This is a genomic window from Frigoribacterium sp. R86507 (genome assembly GCF_044597695.1).
Lineage (GTDB): Bacteria > Actinomycetota > Actinomycetes > Actinomycetales > Microbacteriaceae > Frigoribacterium.
In genome coordinates this window covers 3,127,925-3,145,598 of the sequence record NZ_CP139002.1, presented here as the reverse complement: position 1 = coordinate 3,145,598, position 17,674 = coordinate 3,127,925, and the positions used below count along the sequence as shown (strand labels likewise).

Below are 17,674 nucleotides of genomic sequence, written 5' to 3'. Positions count from 1 at the left end.
CGCATGAGTGCGCGAGGCGGAGTCCGGTGATCCACGACGTGCGGCTGGCCGGCGACGGCGTGCGGCTCGACCCGCTCGAGGTCGCCGATTCGGCAGCTCTCTGGCTGATGACCGACGACGCGCTGTGGGCGGGCATGGTGACGCCGCGTCCGGCGAGCGTCGAGGCGTACGCCGAGCACGTGGAGGCGCAGGTCGCGAACCCGACGACCCACGCGTTCACGGTGCGTGGCGCGGACGACGGCGAGGTGCGGGGCACGACGACGCTCTACGACCTCGTGCCGGCGCAGGGGCGGGTCGAGATCGGCAGCACCTGGTACGCCCGTGCGTTCTGGGGCGGACCGACGAACCCCGCGACGAAGCTGCTGCTGCTCGAGCACGCGTTCGACACCCTCGGGCTGAACCGGGTCGCGCTGCGCTGCGACGCCCGCAACCTGCGGAGTGCGGCGGCGATCCGCAGGTTGGGCGCCGTGCCCGAGGGGGTGCTCCGGTCGCACCGGGTCGCCGCCGACGGCACCGTGGGCGACACGGCCTACTTCTCGATCGTGCGTGCCGAATGGCCGGACGTGCGCGCCGGTCTGGAGGCGCGGCTCGCCTGAGCGGGTGGGTCGCGTGTTCGTGCCCGCGGCCGTGCCTGTGCCGGTGCTCGTGCTCGTGCCCACGGTCGTGCCCGTGTCGTGCCTGTGCTCGTGCCTGTGCTCGGGCTCGGACTCGGGGTTGCGCTCGCCCGCGGAGCTTCCTCTCTCCTTCTGATCCGGTACGTACCGGATCAGGGCGGGGTGATCCGTTACGTACCGGATCAAGGCGGGGTGATCCGTTACGTACCGGATCAAGCGCAGGGGGAACGACTGTCCGCGCCGGCGCCGGCGCCGGCGCCGGTGACGGTTACCGCGAGTGCGGCCGCTTCGTACGCGGCGCGTGTCCGTCGGGGGCGTCAGTCGCGGGTGGCCGGCGAGGCGACGCGGAGCGCCTCGAAGAGCTCGTCGGCGACGAGGTGCGCCTCGTTCGACATCAGCGTGATCGAGGCGCCACCGTCGACGTCGACCATCACCCAGCGGCCACCGCGGCGGCGCCGACGTTCGTCGACCGGAGTGACACGGACGTCGTGCAGGGCGGTGGCGGGCCACTCCTCGCCCGTCACCCCGCGGAGGCGCGAGATCGGGTCGGGCAGGTAGCGCAACCGCGTCGTCGACAGGGCGAAACGACCGGGGTAGGCCGCGCCTCCTGTCGGGAGGACCCGGTCGGCGAAGGTGCCCCAGAGGAGGCGCTCGCCCGGCCCGACGGGGAGTCCTCGCCAGGACGAGAGGGCGAGGGTGCGGAGGGCGAGCCCCACGACGGCGGCGGCGAGGAAGGCGGTACCGGTGAGCATGACGAACCAGGAGCCGTCCCGCCCCTCGGACTGGGCCCGCCACACCAGTTGGGCGACGAACAGGACGGTCAGGAACGAGTACAGGCTCACCATCCAGGCCTGGGCGCCCCGCAGCTTCCGCTCGGAACGGGGGCGAGGCGGGTCGGGCACGGCCTTGTCCATGAGGGATTGTCTACACCAGGGGGAGTGGCGGGACCATCTCGGTGCCTCCGGAGCCGCCGCCCGGTACCGTGACGGCATGCCGGACGAGACCTGGGTCGTGTTCGACGACGAGCCGAAGCAGCGGGTGCTGGTGCGGGCGATGCGGGTCTTCCTGCCGGCGATCGTGATCCTCGGGACGGCCGGTGCCTTCTTCTCTCGAGGCGGCGAGTCGCTGGTCGATCTGTTCGGCCCGATCGCCGTGCCGATCTCGTTCGTGTTCTGGGCGACCGCCGCCGCGGTCGGGTGGAACGTCGTGCTGTGGCTCAACGCCCCCTTCGCGATCGACCTCGAGGGTCGTCGACTGCGCATCCGCCGTCGCGTGGTGCCGTTCGACCAGGTCGAACGGGCCGAGCTCGTGGGGCTGAGCGACGGCGACCAGGCCGGCCTGCTGCTCAAGATCGGCCGACGTCGGGGGCCGACGGCGTCCGTGCTGCTGAGGGAGCGGACGACGCCCGCGCTCGACGACGCCCGCGCTCGACGACGCCCGACGCGACCTGCTGATCGAGGTGATCCGCGCCTCCTCGATCGCACGCCCGGTCAGCCCGCACGACCCGACGGGGAAGTTCGGGCGGTTCAACTTCCCGGGGACGCTGGACAAGGACGGGGCCGAACGGGTCGTCCGCGACCCGCCGGCGCCGGGCGAGCCCGGGCCCTGACGATCGGCGGCCCCGGGCGCATGCCTCCGCGACCCACGCCGCCACGACCCACCCCGCCACGATGTGAACAGCCCGCCGCGAGATCTCGTGGCGGGCTGTTCACATCGTGGCGGCGTGACGGCCGCGTATCGGTCGGGCTCTACTCAGCGGCGACGCAGGCGCAGACGTCCGGCGACGAGGGCGCCGGCACCGGCGAGGACCGCACCGAGGGCCCAGGGCAGCGCACCCGAGGGCTCCGACCCGGTGTAGGCGAGCGACGTCGCGCGGGCGGGCGTCACGGCGGCGACCGGACGCACCGGCAGTGCGGCCGGGGCGACCGTGCCCGGGGTCGCGGCGGTGGGGACGGTGACGGCCGGGGCGACCGAGAACGCCAGCGCGCCCGAGAGATCACTCTCGTTCACGAGGTCGGCGTCGATGGTGAGGGCGTCGGTCGCGAAGTCGCCTGCGGGCAGGAGGAACCGCGCCGAGAACCGACCGGCCGTGTCGACGGGCACGACCGCGGACGCGTAGCCCGAGGTCTCGTACGGGACGGGTTCGACGTCGACGTCGAACCCCGGGGCGTCGGCCGACACGTCGGGTTCCGTCCCCAGTTGCTCGTCGTGGGCCGGGTCGCCGGTGAACTGGTCGGTGAGCGGTGTGTCACCGTCGAAGACCTCGACGAGGGCATAGCCCCCGGGGATGCCCCCGACTCCGTTCACGGTGACGACGCCTGCGGTCGCGCCGACCGGCACGTCGAGCACGGGCGCCGGGACGTACTCGAGGACGGCGAGGTCCGACGCCGCCGACCGGCCGTTGTCGTCCGCGACGGTGACGGCGAGGGTGCCACCCGTGGGGAAGTCCTCCGGCAACAGGATCGTGAACTGGGCGTAGCCGAACTCGTCGAAGCGGGGCTTCAGGAGGAACACGGAGTCGTCGTCGATCGGTGCGCCGTCGGCCGTCACCGTGACGTGGACGAGGTCATCGGGGGTGAAGCCCTCGGCATAGACGTCGGTCCCCTGACCGGGGCGGACGGCCCCGTCGAAAGAGGACACCTGGGGGACGTCGGCGACCGGAGCCTCGTCCGCAGGAGCGACCTCGGCCGGTGCGGCGGTCTCGACCGGCGCGGCGTCGGCCGGAGTCGGGGCGTCGACGGGCGCGTCGGCGTCGACGGGGGCCGTCTCGGACCCGGAGGCGCTGGTCGCGTCCCCGTCGGAGGGAACGGTCTCGTCGGTGCCGGTCGGCGCGGCGGAGGCATCCGTCGTGGCAGGCGTCACCGTGGTCTCGGTGGGCGCGACGGCAGTGGTCGCGTCCGTGGAGGTCGTGGCATCGGCCGCCACGGGGTCGCCCTCGGCGGCGAAGGCCGTGGCGGGCGTGAGGACGAGGGCCGCGGCGAGGGCGACGGCGGGCAGGGCGGTGGCGGCGCCGAGGCGGCGTGATCTGGACATGGTTCCCCCGGGACGAGTGGTGCCGCGCGTCGGGCGAGCGCGGTCGGTCGACTGTAGACAGCACGGTCGGACCGATCGAGGGGGCGGATCGTCCACGGGGTCCGCCGTGATGAGACCGTGATGCAGTTGTCCCCCGTCCCGCGGTGATCGGGTACGAACGATGCACGATCGAGACGGCCCGCGCCTCCTCGGCTCGGTAGCGTCGACGCATGGGGACGACGACGAATCGGGTGGGGGCGGCGTTCGCGTCGGCACTCGCGGTGACGATGCTGCTGGTGGCGTGCACGAGTGGCGGCGCGGGCGGTGACAGCACGAACCCGTCGACTCCGACGACGCCGGTCACCTCGCGGCCGGCGACGACGCCACCGCCGGCCGCCGACTCGCCGGTCACCGAACTCGGGGTGGACTGTGCCGGACTGCTGTCGGCTGACGTCGCCAGCGCCTTCGACGCGTCGTGGGTCCCGCGGGACTACTACGACCGCGACGACGTCATGCCCTCGGACTACGCGATCGCCCAAGAGGGAGGGCTCTCGTGCACCTGGAACGACGGTGCGTCCTCGGACGGCAAGAACAACGCCACGGGCGAGAGCGGCTACAGCGGCCTGCTCGTCCAGGCGCTCCCGCATGCCGGTGACACCTGGCCGCAGTTCGTCGAGATCTACGGCGACGACCCCGACGGCCGGTGCTTCGGCGACGAGACCTTCCGGGGCTGCAGCTTCGACCAGCTGGTCGGCGACACCTGGGTGTCGATCATCGCGACGAACTTCGAACCCTCCACCGAGGCCACGCCCGAGCAACGCTTCGCACCGGTCGTCGCCGAGGTGACCGAGGTCGTGTCGTCGGCCGACGTGACCGACGACCCCTGGCCGCTCGGTGGTCCGGCCCGGCCGTGGTCGTGCGTGGCCGACGCCACGCTCGAACGCGACGCCTTCGGCGCGGGCGACGATCTGTTCGTGCTGACCCCCGGCGGCGGCTGGTCGATCTACGCCGCGGCCTGGAGCCGGGCGGTCGCCACGTCGTGCTCGATCCTCGCCGACACGACGCCCTACAGCGGCGAGAGCGTCCTGGCCGGTGGGGCGTGGGCGCTCGACCAGCGCCTCGAGTTCGGTCTCGTCGATCCCGACACGGCCGTGACCGTGCCCGGGCTCGCCGACGGCGACCGGGCGTACCGGTCGTGCTCGGCGACCACGTGCGTCACCGACCTCGTGCTGGGCGACGACTGGGCTCGGCTGACCGTGGACACGTCGTCCGTGCCCGACGCCGAGGCGGCCAGCGGACGGCTCGCCGAGGGCTACGTCGCCCGCGCGGCGGCCTCGGCCTGAACCCGAGGGACCCGAGGAGGCGCGGTGTCGGCGTGACCGGCACCGCGCCTCCTGCAGTCTCCGCACTTTTCTCGTACCCCCCGTTCGCGTACTGGACAGGGGGGTCTTGTTTCGTCGTCGAGGCGGGCGTAGCGTCCGGATCGGGTGGCAACGACGCCACCGGAGACGAGAAGATCATGCACAGACGGATGAGGACTCTGATCGCGGCGGGGGTCGCCGCGAGCGTCGTGGGGGCGGTGGTGCCCGCGCTCGCTGCGCAGCCGGCACCGGCCGTGACCACCAGCGACCGGCCGGATTTCGGGCCGAACGTGACCGTGTACGACCCCAGCGTGCCGGCCTCGACGATCCAGGCCGACATCGACGCGGCCTTCGACGCGCAGCTGCGCAACCCCACGGCGCAGTTCGGCGACCAGCGCCACGCCTTCCTGTTCGAGCCCGGCACCTACGGCCGGGTCTTCGCCAACCTCGGCTTCTACACGGCGTTGCAGGGCCTCGGCAAGAACCCCGACGACGTCACGATCCAGGGCGCCGTCAACGTCGACTCGGGCTGGAACTACGGCGACGAGAAGAACGCCACACAGAACTTCTGGCGGTCGGTCGAGAACCTGGCCGTCGAGCCCGAGTCGGGCGTCGACCGCTGGGCCGTGTCGCAGGCGGCCCCCATGCGCCGAGTCCACATCAAGGGCGACCTGACCATGGGCCCGTCCAACCAGGACGGCGGACAGGGCTACTCGTCGGGCGGGTACATCGCCGACAGCAAGGTCGACGGCACCGTCACCTCGGGTTCGCAGCAGCAGTGGTACACCCGTGACTCGACCCTCGGCGCGTGGCAGGGCGGCAACTGGAACATGACCTTCTCGGGCGTGCCGGGAGCCCCCGCGAACGACTTCTCGAAGAGCTACACGACGCTCGCCACGACCCCGGTCACGCGCGAGAAGCCGTACCTCTACGTCGACGACGCGGGTGACTACCACGTGTTCGTCCCGGCACTGCAGCGGGACTCCGCCGGGGTCAGCTGGCCCGACACGGCCGGCACCGACCTGCCGATGCGCGACTTCTACGTCGCCCACCCGGGCGACTCGGCCGCGACCCTCAACGGTGCCCTGGCCCAGGGCCTGAACCTGTTCTTCACGCCGGGCACCTACCAGCTCGACCAGGCGATCGACGTCACGCGGGCCGACACCGTCGTCACCGGCATCGGCTTCCCGACGCTCGTGCCGACCAGCGGCAACGCGGTGCTGACCACGGCCGACGTGGCCGGGGTGACCGTCTCGGGCCTCGTCGTCGATGCCGGCACGCAGAACAGCGACCAGCTGATGCGACTCGGCACCGCGGGCTCGCACGTCGACCACGCGGCGAACCCGCAGAGCGTGCAGGACGTGTACTTCCGCGTCGGCTCGAGCATCCAGGGCAACGCGACCACCACGCTGCAGGTGAACAGCGACGACACGATCGTCGACCACATCTGGGCCTGGCGCGCCGACCACGGCGGCGCCCCCACCGGCTGGACGGTCAACCGCGGGGCGACCGGCGTCGAGGTGAACGGCGACGACGTGCTGGCCACCGGCCTGTTCGTCGAGCACTACCAGCAGTACCAGGTGGTGTGGAACGGCGAGCGCGGTCGTACGATCTTCTTCCAGAACGAGCTGCCGTACGACGTGCCGGACAACGCCTCGTGGCAGAGTCCGACCGGCGAGGGCTGGGCGGCGTATAAGGTCGCCGACGACGTGACCAGCCACGAGATCTGGGGTGGCGGCGTCTACTCGTTCTTCAACGCGAACCCGCAGGTGCGCCTGGCGCAGGCCTTCGAGGTGCCCCGCACGTCGGGCGTGAAAGCCCACGGCGTCTTCACGGTCTCGCTCGGTGACGTCGGCACGATCTCGAGCGTCATCAACGGCGTCGGCGGCTCGGTGCCGACGCCCGCGGGCAACACCGTCCCGAGTCGGGTGGTGACGTACCCGTGAGCGCACGCCCGATCGACACGGGCCCACGAAGCGACACGGACCCACGAAGCGACACGGACCCAAGAAGCGACACGAACCCACGCACCGACACGGACCCACGCACCGACACGGATCGACGCACGACGACGAGCGGAGACATCATGAGGACCCACCGGCACCTGACGAGACGCGCCCTGACGAGACGCACCCTGACGCGACGCAGCCTGACCGGCGTCGGCCTGGCGGCCGCCGCCGCGCTCGCCGCGACCACGGTCGCCGCCGCGCCCGCCCCGGCCTCGGCCGAGACCTCGGCCCAGCAGGCGATCGTCTGGTCGCAGGAGTTCGACGGCGGCGCCGGCACCGCCCCCGACCCCTCGGTCTGGAACCTCGAGACCGGAGGGGGCGGCTGGGGCAACGGCGAGCTGCAGAACTACACGTCGTCGCGCTCGAACTCGGCGCTCGACGGCAACGGCAACCTCGTGATCACCGCCAAGCGCGAGGGCGACGGGTCGTACACCTCGGCCCGACTCACGACGCAGAACAAGTACACGGCGCAGTACGGCCGGGTCGAGGCCCGCATCCAGATCCCGCGTGGTCAGGGCATCTGGCCGGCCTTCTGGATGCTCGGCGCCGACCTGCCCACGAACGCCTGGCCGAGCGCGGGTGAGATCGACGTCATGGAGAACGTCGGCTTCGAACCGCACCGCGTGCACGGCACCGTGCACGGCCCCGGCTACTCGGGCGGTGAGGGCCTGACCAGCACCTGGCAGCACCCGCAGGGCTGGTCGATCGCCGACGACTTCCACACCTTCGCGGTCGACTGGGCCCCCGGCTCGATCACGTGGTCGGTCGACGGCCAGGTCTACCACCAGGTCACGCCGGCCAGCACCGGCGGCGACCCGTGGGTCTTCGACAAGCCGTTCTTCCTCGTCCTCAACGTGGCGGTCGGGGGTGCGTGGCCCGGCTACCCCGACGGCAGCACCCAGCTGCCGCAGCAGATGAAGGTCGACTACGTGCGCGTCTACCGGTAGGCGACGACCCGAGGAGGCGCGGTGCGAGGAGGTCTCGCACCGCGCCTCCTTCGTGGCCGCCGAGACCCCAGGAAGTCGCCGAGACACCCACGCGCGCGGAAGGGTCTCGGCGAGTTCCTGGGGTCTCAGCGGTTCAGCGCGACCCGGGGGCGCCGCCGCCACCGGGTGCGGCGCCGGCGGTGGGCGCCGTGCCCGTGTCCACGCGGACGGTCAGGGCCAGTGCGTAACCCGACGTCGCGTCGCCGGTCACCGTCGGCAGCTGCAGCGCCCCGCTGTCGTCGCTGAAGACGTTGTCGTTCGCGAGGCTGACCTGCGCGAGGTTGGCCGTCGACCCGTCGTAGTCCGAGAGCGCGTAGACGGTCCGACACGCGTCCTCGGGCAGGGCGAGCTGTGAGGTGGCGATCGCGTTCGTCGAATCGGTGATCGACCCCACGTCGGGGTAGACCTCGAAGTGGATGTGCGGCCACCGCCCCGAGTAGCAGGCCGGGAAGATCGACGAGAAGGTCACGGTGCCGGAGGCGTCGGCGACCTGCACGCCGCGCAGGTAGGTCTCGTCCGTGATGCCGTCCGAGTACATCGAGTACCCGCCGGCCGCGTCGCAGTGCCAGACGTAGACGGCGACGTCGGCGAACGGCACGTCGCCGTTCGCCATGTCGAGCACCGTCATGCTCAGCGTGATCGGCACCCCCGCCGCGGTGGTGCCGCCGTCGAGGCTCGACCGGATGTCGCTGCGCACGATGCCCGACCGCTCGAGCACGTCGGCGCCGTTCGACCCGTCTCCCGGATAGGGCCCGGCGGTCTCGTCGGGGATCTCACCCGCCGGCAGCGTGGTCGCCGTGCCCGCGGAGGCGCTCGGGCTCGGCGTCGCCGTGGCGGACGAGGAGGCGCCGGTTCCGCCCGTGCCCGTGGCCGACGTGCAGGCGGCGAGCACGACGCTGCCCGCGCCGAGCCCGATCAGGCTCAGCACGCTGCGGCGCGAGACCAGCGTGCGCAGGTCGAAGGCGACGCCCTGGTCGACGACCTCGTCGTCGACGCGGTCGAGCAGTCGGCCCTCGTAGGCGGGGCCCTCGGGGGTGCGGTCGGGTTCGGGGATGCGGGTGGGACGGGGTTCGCTCATGGTCACGCTCTCGGCTCGGGGCTGGTCGCCTCGGATGGGATCGCCGTGAGCCTGACGCCCGTCCCGATGACCCGCCCCTGCGCCTCCGATGAACGGCCCATGAAGGAGGCGCGGTGCGAGACCTGCTCGCACCGCGCCTCCTTCCGTGGCCGCCGAGACCCCAGGAAGTCGCCGAGACACCCGCACGCGCGGAAGGGTCTCGGCGACTCCCTGGGGTCTCAGGCGTCCCGCCGCGGGGGTGCGTCAGCCGGCGAGTGCTCGCAGCTGCGCGAGCGTGTCGCGCGCGATCTCGGCGAACGGGCGGGTCTCGCCGTCGGCGATCCAGGTCGCGAACGAGACGCCGAACACCGTGAGGCACGACTGGGCGGCTAGCGTGGCCGCGGGCTCGGCGACCCCGTGGGCGCGCAGGGCGGCGGCCACCTCGATCGCGAGCCCGGACAGCTTGAGCAGCTCGCGTTCTTGCAGGGCGGGGTGCGCGTCGATGATCGCCTGACGGCTGCGCGACCACTCGCGCCGTTCGTCGGGGAAGAACGCCGCCGCCCCGTCGAGGGCGGAGGCCACGACCGTGAGCGGCGCATCGTCGGGCCGGGCGGCCTGGACGCCGTCGAGGAACGCCCTGGAGAAGAACTGCTGCCCGTCGAAGAGCACCTCGCGCTTGTCGGCGAAGTGCCGGAAGAAGGTGCGCTCGGTGACGCCTGCGGCGTCGGCGATGTCGGCGGCCGTCGTCTCGTCGTAGCCGCGGCCGACGAACAGCTCGAGCGCTGCCGCCTGCAGGCGGGCTCGGGTGTCGGGTTGCCAGCGGACCATGGCGAGAGTCTACGGGTTCCGGGCGGAGTGTTGTCAGTCACTGACATCGGGTGTAGCGTCACGGTCGTGGCTGATGACAGTCGCTGACATCATGCCGACTCCGGGGCGTCGTTCCGACGGTCGGCAGGCAAGAAAGGGAGCACTCATGAACGTCTTCGTCACCGGAGCCTCCGGCTGGATCGGGTCGGCCGTCGTCGACGAACTCCTCGCCGCGGGCCACCGCGTCACGGGCCTCGCACGATCCGACGCCTCCGCGGCCTCGCTCGAGGCGAAGGGCGCCTCGGTCCGACGGGGCGACCTCGACGACCTGGACGCCATCCGCGCGGGCGCGACCGACGCCGACGCCGTGCTGCACCTGGCGAACAAGCACGACTGGTCCGACATGGCGGCGTCGAACCGCGCCGAACGCGGAGCCGTGGAGGCGCTGGTCGCGGTCGTCGAGGGCAGCGACCGTCCCCTGCTGCTCGCCTCGGGCACCGCCGGGCTCGCCCAGGGTCGACTCGCCACCGAGGCCGACCGCACGTCGTTCCGTGGTCCCGACGCCCCGCGCGGCGGCAGTGAGAACCTCGCCCTGGACGCGGCCGAGCGGGGAGTCCACACGGTGAGCGTCCGCTTCGCACCGACGGTGCACGGGGCGGGCGACCACGGGTTCGTCGCGTCGCTCGTCGCCGTCGCCCGCGAGAAGGGCGTCTCGGCCTACCCGGGCGACGGGACCAACCGGTGGCCGGCCGTGCACCGGTCGGACGCCGCGCGCGCGGTCGCGCTCGGTCTCGAGAAGGCCGCGGCGGGCGACGTGCTGCACGTCGTGGCCGAGGAGGGCGTGCCGACCCGGGCCGTCGCCGAGGCGATCGGTCGGGCGTACGGCCTGCCCGTCGAGTCGGTGCCGGCCGAGCGGGTCGCCGACCACTTCGGTTGGATCGGTGGTTTCTTCGGCCTCGACCTGGCCGCGTCGTCCGACGCCACGCGTCGGCTGCTCGGATGGACCCCGACCGGACCGACCCTGCTCGAGGACCTCGACGCGGGGGCGTACGGCTCGAGCCGCTGAGCGTCGCGACACGTCGGTCGGAGACGAGAGAGGGGCACGGCCGCGGAAGAGTCCGCAGCCGTGCCCCAGATGCCGATGTTGTCGCATGAGCTTCACGGGCAGGGATGCAAGCAACACCGGCCAATGAAGACGCAAGAAACGCCTTCGACCGGTGTGACGTTACGCGGTCGCCGCCGATCGTGTTCCCAGGACGTCGCGGATCAGGCCGAATTCTTGCCGCCGGCCGAGCGGGACATGCCGCCGGCTTCGCCGCGAGGGCCCTCGAGCCGGCGCTCGGACTCGGCCTGGGCGCGGACGCCGGCCCCGGGGTCCGTGCCGTCGAGGCGGGCGGCGATCGCCCGATCACGGCGTCCGCGCCGGACGACGCCGACGGCGGCCAGGACGCCGACGGCGACGATCAGGCTGACGACGACGACGGTGCTGACGTCCACGATGCTCACGGCGTCGGCACCCCCGACGAGACAACGATGATCATGGCGACGGCGAACCCGAGCACGGACAACCCGAGGTAGAGCCAGAGCGGTGCGGCGCTCCCACCGACCCGGCGGCGCACGACGACGCTGCGACCGATCAGGTAGACGAGGGGCCCGAGCAGAGCCCACGCCCAGGGGAAGGGCCGCTCGAGCCCGCGGTCGCGCAGTGTGCGGTGGTCGAGCCAGGCGAGCAGCACGATCCCGAGCCAGAGCACGAGCGAGGCGATCTGCACGACGATCAGGTCGCCGGCGTCGACGCCCGTCCGGCCCGGGATCGCGAGCTCGAGAGCGCGTCGCACGGTCACCACCACGAGGCCCATCACGATGATCGGCGAGAGCGCGATCGCGGTGACGAACGGGGTCGCCGTCAGGGCGATCCGCGGTTCGGCCGCAGCCGCCCCCATGCCGGTGTCGCCCTGTCCCAGTCCTCGGTGGTCGGTCACGATGTCCCCCTCGTTCCCGGATGGCAGTCCACCCACCCGTCGTCCGCCCGGACGTCTGCGTGCCGGACCTGCCGTCCACCCTAGGTCCTGTCGTACCGCGGTACCACGCCGTCGACCGGACGGGACCACGGCCGGACGTGGCGTGCGGTGCCGCGTTCCTAGCGTCGGAACATGACCTCCCGCACCGTCGTCGCCGACCGCCTCCGTTCCGCCGTCGCCCTGGTCGGATGCCTCTTGGCGGCGCTCGGGCTCGCTCTCGTCTGGCTCGCCCGCAGCCGTGTCGACCGGCCCGTGTACGTGAGCGAACTCGGTGCCGACGGTGAGCCGACGGCCGCCCTGTTCGAGGCCGCCCTGCTGCTCGTGGTGGTCGCCGGGGCGTGCGTCGCGTGGGCGGGGCGGGGGGTCCGCTCGGTTCTGCCCGGGCTGAGGGCGTGGACGGTCTCGACGTCGGTCGGGGCGGCGGCGGGCCTGTTCCTGGTGGCGTCGCAGGTGCCGTGCACGGCGGGGTGCCCCCTTCCCGTGGGGCCGGCCGCGACGGCACAGGACGCCGTGCACACGGGGGCGGCCGTGGTCGCGTTCGCCGCGGCCTGCGTGGCGATGCTGCAGGCGGCGTCGGCGTCCGCGGGACGCGCGCTGCGCCTCCTGTCGGTCGTCTGCGGCGTCGCCGTCGCCCTGATCGCCGCGACCGGCGGCATCCTGTCGCTCGTCGGCGTCGCGACCGCCGTCGGGGGAGTGCTCGAACTGGTCGCGACCTCGATCGCCGTCTCGTGGCTGATCGTCTTCGGTGCCACGACGGCGTGGGGTCCGGTCCGCGCGGTCGCGGTCGGCGCCCCGGCACGGGGGCGACGCACGTCGGCCCAGGCGTCTGCGTAGGGTCGGGGCATGCCCGACCGACGTCCTGACGGCCAGACGACCGCCGCCGTGACGTGCACGCCCGCGCCCCCGCCGACGCCTGCGCCCTCGGCCACGTCCGGGCCCCCGCGGCCGCCCGGCCCCGCACGGGCCCTGCTGCGTCGGCATCCGACCGCGGTCGACGCGCTCGTCGCCGCCGCTTACCTCGTCGTGTCCGCCTTCGGGCTCGCCGCGGCCTACCTCGCCACCGGTGTCGGGCGTCCGCTCGAGGTCGACGTCACCCTCACGCTCGCACTGATCGTCTCGACCGCGGCGTTGCTGGGGCGGCGACGGCGACCCGTGACGGCGTTCGTGGTCGTCCTCGTCGCGACGGTGGCCTCGGCCGTCGCCGCCCCCGGAATCGATCCCGTCGGACCGTCGCTCGCCCTCTACGCCCTCGCCGTGCACCGCTCGTCCCGCGCTGCGTGGACCGGATTCGGCACCGTGGTCGCGGTCGGGGCCGCCGTGGTCCCCGTGGCAGCCGTGGTGCGGGCCGACGGCGGTGCCGGCGCGGGGGTGCCGGTGATCAGCCCGATCCCCGTGCTCGTCATGCTGGTGGCCGTCCTGGTCGGCGTCGCCGTCGGTGGTCGCCGCCGCTACGTCGCGGCGCTGGTCGACCGTGCCGAGCGCCTCGAGCGGGAGCGCGACCAGCGCGAGCGCCTCGCCACGGCTGCCGAGCGGGCGCGCATCACCCGCGAGATGCACGACATCGTCGCCCACGGCATCTCGGTCATGGTCTCGCTCGCCGACGGTGCGGACGCCCTGGCCGAGAAGGACCCGGCACGGTCGCGCGCGGCCCTCGGTGACATCGGCGACGTCGGCCGACGTTCGCTGACCGACATGCGCCGCCTGCTCGGCACCCTCGGACGAGACGACGACGCAGCGACCACCGACCTCGGTCCGGCACCGTCCGTCGCCGACCTCCCGGCCCTCGTCGCGAGCTGCCGTGCGGCCGGTCTGCCGGTCGTCCTCGAAACGTCCGGCATCCCGCCGCGTTCCGAGGGCGTGCAGACCGTCGTCCACCGCATCGTCCAGGAAGCGCTGACGAACACCCTCCGCTACGCCGACGCACCGCAGGAGGTGCGGGTCGCCATCGCCTACGGGCCACCCGTCCACGTCGTGGTCACGGACGACGGCCACGGGCCCGTCGAGGGTCGGGCCCCCCTCGGCTCGGGTCGAGGACTCGTGGGGATGCGCGAGCGGGCCCGTCTCTACGGAGGCTCGGTCGAGGCGGGGCCCCGGCCGGGAGGTGGCTGGCGGGTGGCCGCCGAGCTGCCCGACGTCGAGGAGCAGCGATGAGCCCCATCTCGGTGCTGCTGGTCGACGACCAGGAGCTGGTCCGTCGGGGCCTCGGCATGATGTTCGACTCGACGGACGACCTCGTCGTCGTCGGCGAGGCGTCGAACGGTGACGAGGCGGTCCACCTGACCGCGACCCTCGTGCCGGACGTCGTCGTGATGGACGTCCGCATGCCCGGCACGGACGGCATCGAGGCGACGCGGCGGATCGTCCGCGGGCACCCGTCGAGCCGCGTGTTGATCCTCACCACGTTCGACCTCGACGAGTACGCCTTCGGGGGGCTCCGCGCCGGGGCGAGCGGGTTCCTGCTCAAGACCGCGCCCCGGGCCGAGCTGGTGGCCGCCGTCCGGTCCGTCGCGGCGGGGGACGCGGTGGTGTCGCCGCGTGCGACACGTGCCGTCCTCGAGATGGCCGTCCCGCGGCTCCCGCGGGGTGGCACGGGCGCGCCCCCGAGGTTCGACGAGCTGACCGACCGGGAGCGTGAGGTCTTCACGGCGGTGGCCCGCGGGCTCACCAACCCCGAGATCGCCGAGCAGCTCGTCCTGAGTGAGTCGACGGTGAAGACCCACGTGGGGCGCGTCCTGGCCAAGCTCGACCTGCGCGACCGGGTGCAGATCGTGATCGCGGCCTACGAGTCCGGCTCGGTCTGACGCGCCTCCACCACGACGTGACGGTCGACCAGCGCCGCCGTCCGGGCGCGAGCCCCGCCGCCGAGACGTGCGGGTGGCGGCCCTCGTCGGATCGGCGGGACAGCAGCGGGGGATAACCCCCGAGTGGGTCCGTGGGTGCACGTGATGTTCCGGTTCCGGGCCCGCGGCGAGGATCGTAGACATGAACGACACGACCTCCGCGACCATCGCGACCCGCGCCTCCTCGTCCACCACCACCCGCCGCCGCGGCGCCCTCGCCGCCGGGCTGGGCCTCGCGGCGCTCGCCGCCGTTACGCTCACCGGCTGCTCGGGCGCGGTCGACGCCGCGAAGAGCGCGCTCGGCGCGGAGCAGGTGCAGGAGCGTCACTTCGACTCGTTCGCCGACGCACCGAGCTCGGCGGACTCGACCGACCTCGCCTGGTTCCTGCCCGACTGGGTGCCCTCCGACGCCCGCGACATCGACGTGCGCCTCGACACCCAGGACCCCGGCTACGAGCTCTCGTTCACGTCGGAGACCGGCCCCGACCTCGCGGCGTGCACCCCCGTCGACGGGGACCTCGGCGGACCGGCCCTCGACCCGAAGACGCTGCCCGAACCCCTGCCCACCTCGGGACTCGTCAGCTGCGGCGACGGTCGCGTCGTCGCCCAGGTCGATGGTCGCTGGGCCAGCTGGACCACCGTCGACGCGGTGCCCGGTGACGACGGCAGCGTCACGCTGCGCCGCTGATCGTCCGACGCAGACCGCCCGCTCCCGCCTCACGCTCCCGCCTCACGAACAGGAAGACCACCATGTCCCGTCCCGACCAGCCCCAGGGCATCCCGTCCCGACGTCCCACCGACCCGACCCGAGGAGGCGCGGGCCCCGTCGCCCGCGTCCGGAACGTCACGAAGTCCTTCGGCCAGGGTGACGGCCGCGTCGACGCGCTGCGCGACGTCTCGCTCGACCTGCCGGCCGGGCAGTTCACCGCCGTCATGGGCCCGAGCGGTTCGGGCAAGTCGACCCTGATGCACATCACGGCCGGCCTCGACTCGGCCACCTCGGGGCAGGTGCTGCTCGGCGACACCGACATCACCGGCCTCGACGACACGCAGCTGACGCTGCTGCGCCGCCGCCGGATCGGCTTCGTCTTCCAGGCGTTCAACCTCGTGCCGACCCTCGACGTGTCGGCCAACATCGAGCTGCCGTTCCGTCTCGACGGCCGCCGCGCCACCGCCGACGAGCGGGAGTGGATCGACTGGCTCGTCGCAACACTCGGCCTCGGCGCCCGGCTGACCCACCGCCCCCACCAGCTCTCGGGCGGGCAGCAGCAGCGCGTCGCGATCGCCCGCGCCCTCGCCACGAGGCCCGACCTGATCTTCGCGGACGAGCCCACCGGCAACCTCGACTCGAAGGCCGGCCGCGACGTGCTCGACGTGCTGCGCACCGCGTCGACCGACCACGGCCAGAGCATCGCGATGGTGACCCACGACCCGGTCGCGGCGAGCTACGCCGACCGCGTGGTGTTCCTCGCGGACGGCCGCATCGTGCACGAGATCGACCGCAGCAGTGCCGCCGAGATCTCGGGCGTCATGCTCGATCTGGAGCGTGTCGCGTGAGCGCCCGCGACCAGCTGGTCGAGCACCGTCCGAGCATCCTCGTCGCCGGTCTCGGCACGACGTTCGGCGTCGGGCTGCTCGGCGTCACCCACGTGCTCGAGCAGGTCATCGCCTCCGACGCCGCGGTCGCCACGAGCGGCACGGTCTCGACGATGCTCGGCTTCGTCGCCGCGGTCTTCGTCGGCCTCGCGCTCTACGTCGGCGCGATCGTGACGGCCAACACCTTCGCCACCGTGGTCGCCGGTCGCACGCCGACGATCGCCCTGATGCGCCTGCTCGGCTCGTCCGCTCGCGACCAACGTCGGGCCGTCGCCCGGGAAGGCCTCCTGGTCGGCGTCGCCGGGGCCGTGCTCGGGACGCTCGCCGGCCTGGCGCTCGTCGTCGTCGCCGTGCGGGTGCTCGTCGGCCGCGGTCAGCTGCCCGACCTCGCGTACTCGTACGCCTCGGTGGGCGGTCTCGTCCCGGCCGTCGCGGTCGTGCTGACCACGGTCGCCGCGGCCTGGGTCGGTTCGCGCCGCGTCCTCCAGGTGACGCCGCTGCAGGCGACCGACGCCGCGCAGGACGCGCCCGTCGCGGCCCGGTCACGACGCGTCGTCCGGACGGTCTTCGCCGCTCTGCTCGTCGTCGGCGGCGGTCTGCTGCTCGTCGCCGGGGTCGTCGTCGGGCTCGCCGACGCGATGGGCGTGCTGATCGCGTTCTTCGGTGGCGTGCTGTCGTTCACCGGGGTCGTCGTCGGCGCCCACGCTCTCATGCCCACCGTGCTGAGCGCCGTCGGCCGCGCCTTCGGCACGAGCCAGGTGGCACGCCTCGCCGCCGAGAACGCGGTGCGTCAGCCCGAGCGCAGCACCCGGGCGACGATCGGCATCGTCATCGGCGTGACGCTCGTCACCACCCTGTCGGTCGCCCTCGAGACGCTGCGCACCTTCATCTACTCGATCGAGCAGGACCCGTCGTACGCCGCCGAGCTCGACCAGATGTTCACCACGACGCTGCTGATCGTCGCCGCCCTCGTCGGTTTCTCGGCCGTGATCGCCGCCGTCGGCATGGTCAACGACATGTCGCTGAGCGTCATGCAACGGAGGCGCGAGCTGGGTCTGCTGCGCGCGATCGGCTCGACCGCGGGTCAGGTGCGTCGCATGATCCTGCTCGAGGCGACGCAGATGGCGCTGACGGCGATCGTCGTCGGTGTCGTGCTCGGCGTCGCCTACGGCTGGGCCGGAGCCCAGGCGCTGCTCGGTTCGGCCAACCAGGGTCTGCTCATCGCGCCGACGCTGCCCGTGCCGCTGCTGCTCGGGCTGGCCGTGACGGCCGCCGTGCTGGCCGGGGTCGCCGCCCTCGTCCCGGCCCGCCGTGCCACCTCGGTCACCCCCGTCGAGGCGCTGGCCGCCCGCTGACCCGGGCGCGGACCGA

Annotated in this window: 17 protein-coding genes; 11 read left to right on the top strand and 6 right to left on the bottom strand. The window is 73.1% G+C overall.

Annotated elements, in window-relative coordinates:
* The first annotated feature begins 26 nt into the window (after positions 1-26).
* Positions 27-596 (top strand): GNAT family N-acetyltransferase, encoded by a 570-nt coding sequence (locus tag SJY14_RS14890; protein ID WP_071257059.1) that lies wholly within the window; start codon positions 27-29, stop codon positions 594-596.
* A 335-nt stretch (positions 597-931) separates the two neighbouring features.
* Here the strand turns inward: SJY14_RS14890 and SJY14_RS14885 are convergent, their stop codons facing one another.
* Together SJY14_RS14885 and SJY14_RS14880 are read right to left on the bottom strand one after the other, a co-directional pair.
* Entirely contained in the window at positions 932-1,834 is a 903-nt protein-coding gene (locus SJY14_RS14885; protein WP_396599308.1) for a hypothetical protein, read from the bottom strand.
* A gap of 532 nt (positions 1,835-2,366) precedes the next feature.
* A complete protein-coding gene (locus SJY14_RS14880; protein ID WP_396599307.1) occupies positions 2,367-3,647 on the bottom strand; it encodes a hypothetical protein in 1,281 nt (426 codons plus the stop codon).
* Between the two features lie 209 nt (positions 3,648-3,856).
* Between SJY14_RS14880 and SJY14_RS14875 the strand changes: the two genes are divergently transcribed.
* The 3 genes from SJY14_RS14875 to SJY14_RS14865 all read left to right on the top strand — a co-directional run bounded on the left by SJY14_RS14875 (position 3,857) and on the right by SJY14_RS14865 (position 7,943).
* The gene (locus SJY14_RS14875) at positions 3,857-4,969 is read left to right on the top strand and encodes a hypothetical protein (RefSeq protein WP_396599306.1); all 1,113 of its coding nucleotides are present in this window, start codon (positions 3,857-3,859) and stop codon (positions 4,967-4,969) included.
* Between the two features lie 188 nt (positions 4,970-5,157).
* Entirely contained in the window at positions 5,158-6,933 is a 1,776-nt protein-coding gene (locus SJY14_RS14870) for a hypothetical protein (RefSeq protein ID WP_396599305.1), read from the top strand.
* Positions 6,934-7,073: 140 nt separating this feature from the next.
* The gene (locus SJY14_RS14865; RefSeq protein ID WP_396599304.1) at positions 7,074-7,943 is read left to right on the top strand and encodes a family 16 glycosylhydrolase; all 870 of its coding nucleotides are present in this window, start codon (positions 7,074-7,076) and stop codon (positions 7,941-7,943) included.
* Positions 7,944-8,076: 133 nt separating this feature from the next.
* Here SJY14_RS14865 and SJY14_RS14860 read toward each other — a convergent pair whose 3' ends face one another.
* The gene (locus SJY14_RS14860) at positions 8,077-9,060 is read right to left on the bottom strand and encodes an intradiol ring-cleavage dioxygenase (RefSeq protein ID WP_396599303.1); all 984 of its coding nucleotides are present in this window, start codon (positions 9,058-9,060) and stop codon (positions 8,077-8,079) included.
* 243 nt (positions 9,061-9,303) lie between these two features.
* Complete coding sequence (locus SJY14_RS14855; RefSeq protein ID WP_071257066.1) at positions 9,304-9,867, bottom strand: TetR/AcrR family transcriptional regulator; 564 nt, start codon at positions 9,865-9,867, stop codon at positions 9,304-9,306.
* 145 nt (positions 9,868-10,012) lie between these two features.
* On the opposite strand from SJY14_RS14855, the gene SJY14_RS14850 reads away from it, so the two are divergent.
* The gene (locus SJY14_RS14850) at positions 10,013-10,912 is read left to right on the top strand and encodes an SDR family oxidoreductase (protein ID WP_396599302.1); all 900 of its coding nucleotides are present in this window, start codon (positions 10,013-10,015) and stop codon (positions 10,910-10,912) included.
* Between the two features lie 200 nt (positions 10,913-11,112).
* Here the strand turns inward: SJY14_RS14850 and SJY14_RS14845 are convergent, their stop codons facing one another.
* A complete protein-coding gene (locus SJY14_RS14845) occupies positions 11,113-11,352 on the bottom strand; it encodes a hypothetical protein (protein ID WP_396599301.1) in 240 nt (79 codons plus the stop codon).
* On the bottom strand, positions 11,349-11,828 hold the full coding sequence (locus SJY14_RS14840; protein ID WP_071257069.1) for a hypothetical protein: 480 nt from the start codon (positions 11,826-11,828) through the stop codon (positions 11,349-11,351). The genes SJY14_RS14845 and SJY14_RS14840 overlap by 4 nt, the downstream gene beginning before the upstream one ends.
* Before the next feature lie 171 nt (positions 11,829-11,999).
* Between SJY14_RS14840 and SJY14_RS14835 the strand changes: the two genes are divergently transcribed.
* The 6 genes from SJY14_RS14835 to SJY14_RS14810 all read left to right on the top strand — a co-directional run bounded on the left by SJY14_RS14835 (position 12,000) and on the right by SJY14_RS14810 (position 17,658).
* Positions 12,000-12,701, top strand: a complete 702-nt coding sequence (locus SJY14_RS14835; protein ID WP_396599300.1) for a DUF998 domain-containing protein — start codon at positions 12,000-12,002, stop codon at positions 12,699-12,701.
* Positions 12,702-12,710: 9 nt separating this feature from the next.
* Positions 12,711-14,018: a sensor histidine kinase gene (locus tag SJY14_RS14830; protein ID WP_083396498.1), complete on the top strand. Its 1,308-nt coding sequence runs from the start codon at positions 12,711-12,713 to the stop codon at positions 14,016-14,018.
* Entirely contained in the window at positions 14,015-14,668 is a 654-nt protein-coding gene (locus SJY14_RS14825; protein WP_071257071.1) for a response regulator transcription factor, read from the top strand. The genes SJY14_RS14830 and SJY14_RS14825 overlap by 4 nt, the downstream gene beginning before the upstream one ends.
* A gap of 181 nt (positions 14,669-14,849) precedes the next feature.
* Positions 14,850-15,395 (top strand): hypothetical protein, encoded by a 546-nt coding sequence (locus tag SJY14_RS14820; protein WP_396599299.1) that lies wholly within the window; start codon positions 14,850-14,852, stop codon positions 15,393-15,395.
* Between the two features lie 62 nt (positions 15,396-15,457).
* The gene (locus SJY14_RS14815) at positions 15,458-16,264 is read left to right on the top strand and encodes an ABC transporter ATP-binding protein (protein WP_396599298.1); all 807 of its coding nucleotides are present in this window, start codon (positions 15,458-15,460) and stop codon (positions 16,262-16,264) included.
* Complete coding sequence (locus tag SJY14_RS14810) at positions 16,261-17,658, top strand: FtsX-like permease family protein (RefSeq protein WP_396599297.1); 1,398 nt, start codon at positions 16,261-16,263, stop codon at positions 17,656-17,658. The genes SJY14_RS14815 and SJY14_RS14810 overlap by 4 nt, the downstream gene beginning before the upstream one ends.
* The last annotated feature ends 16 nt before the right edge of the window (positions 17,659-17,674 follow it).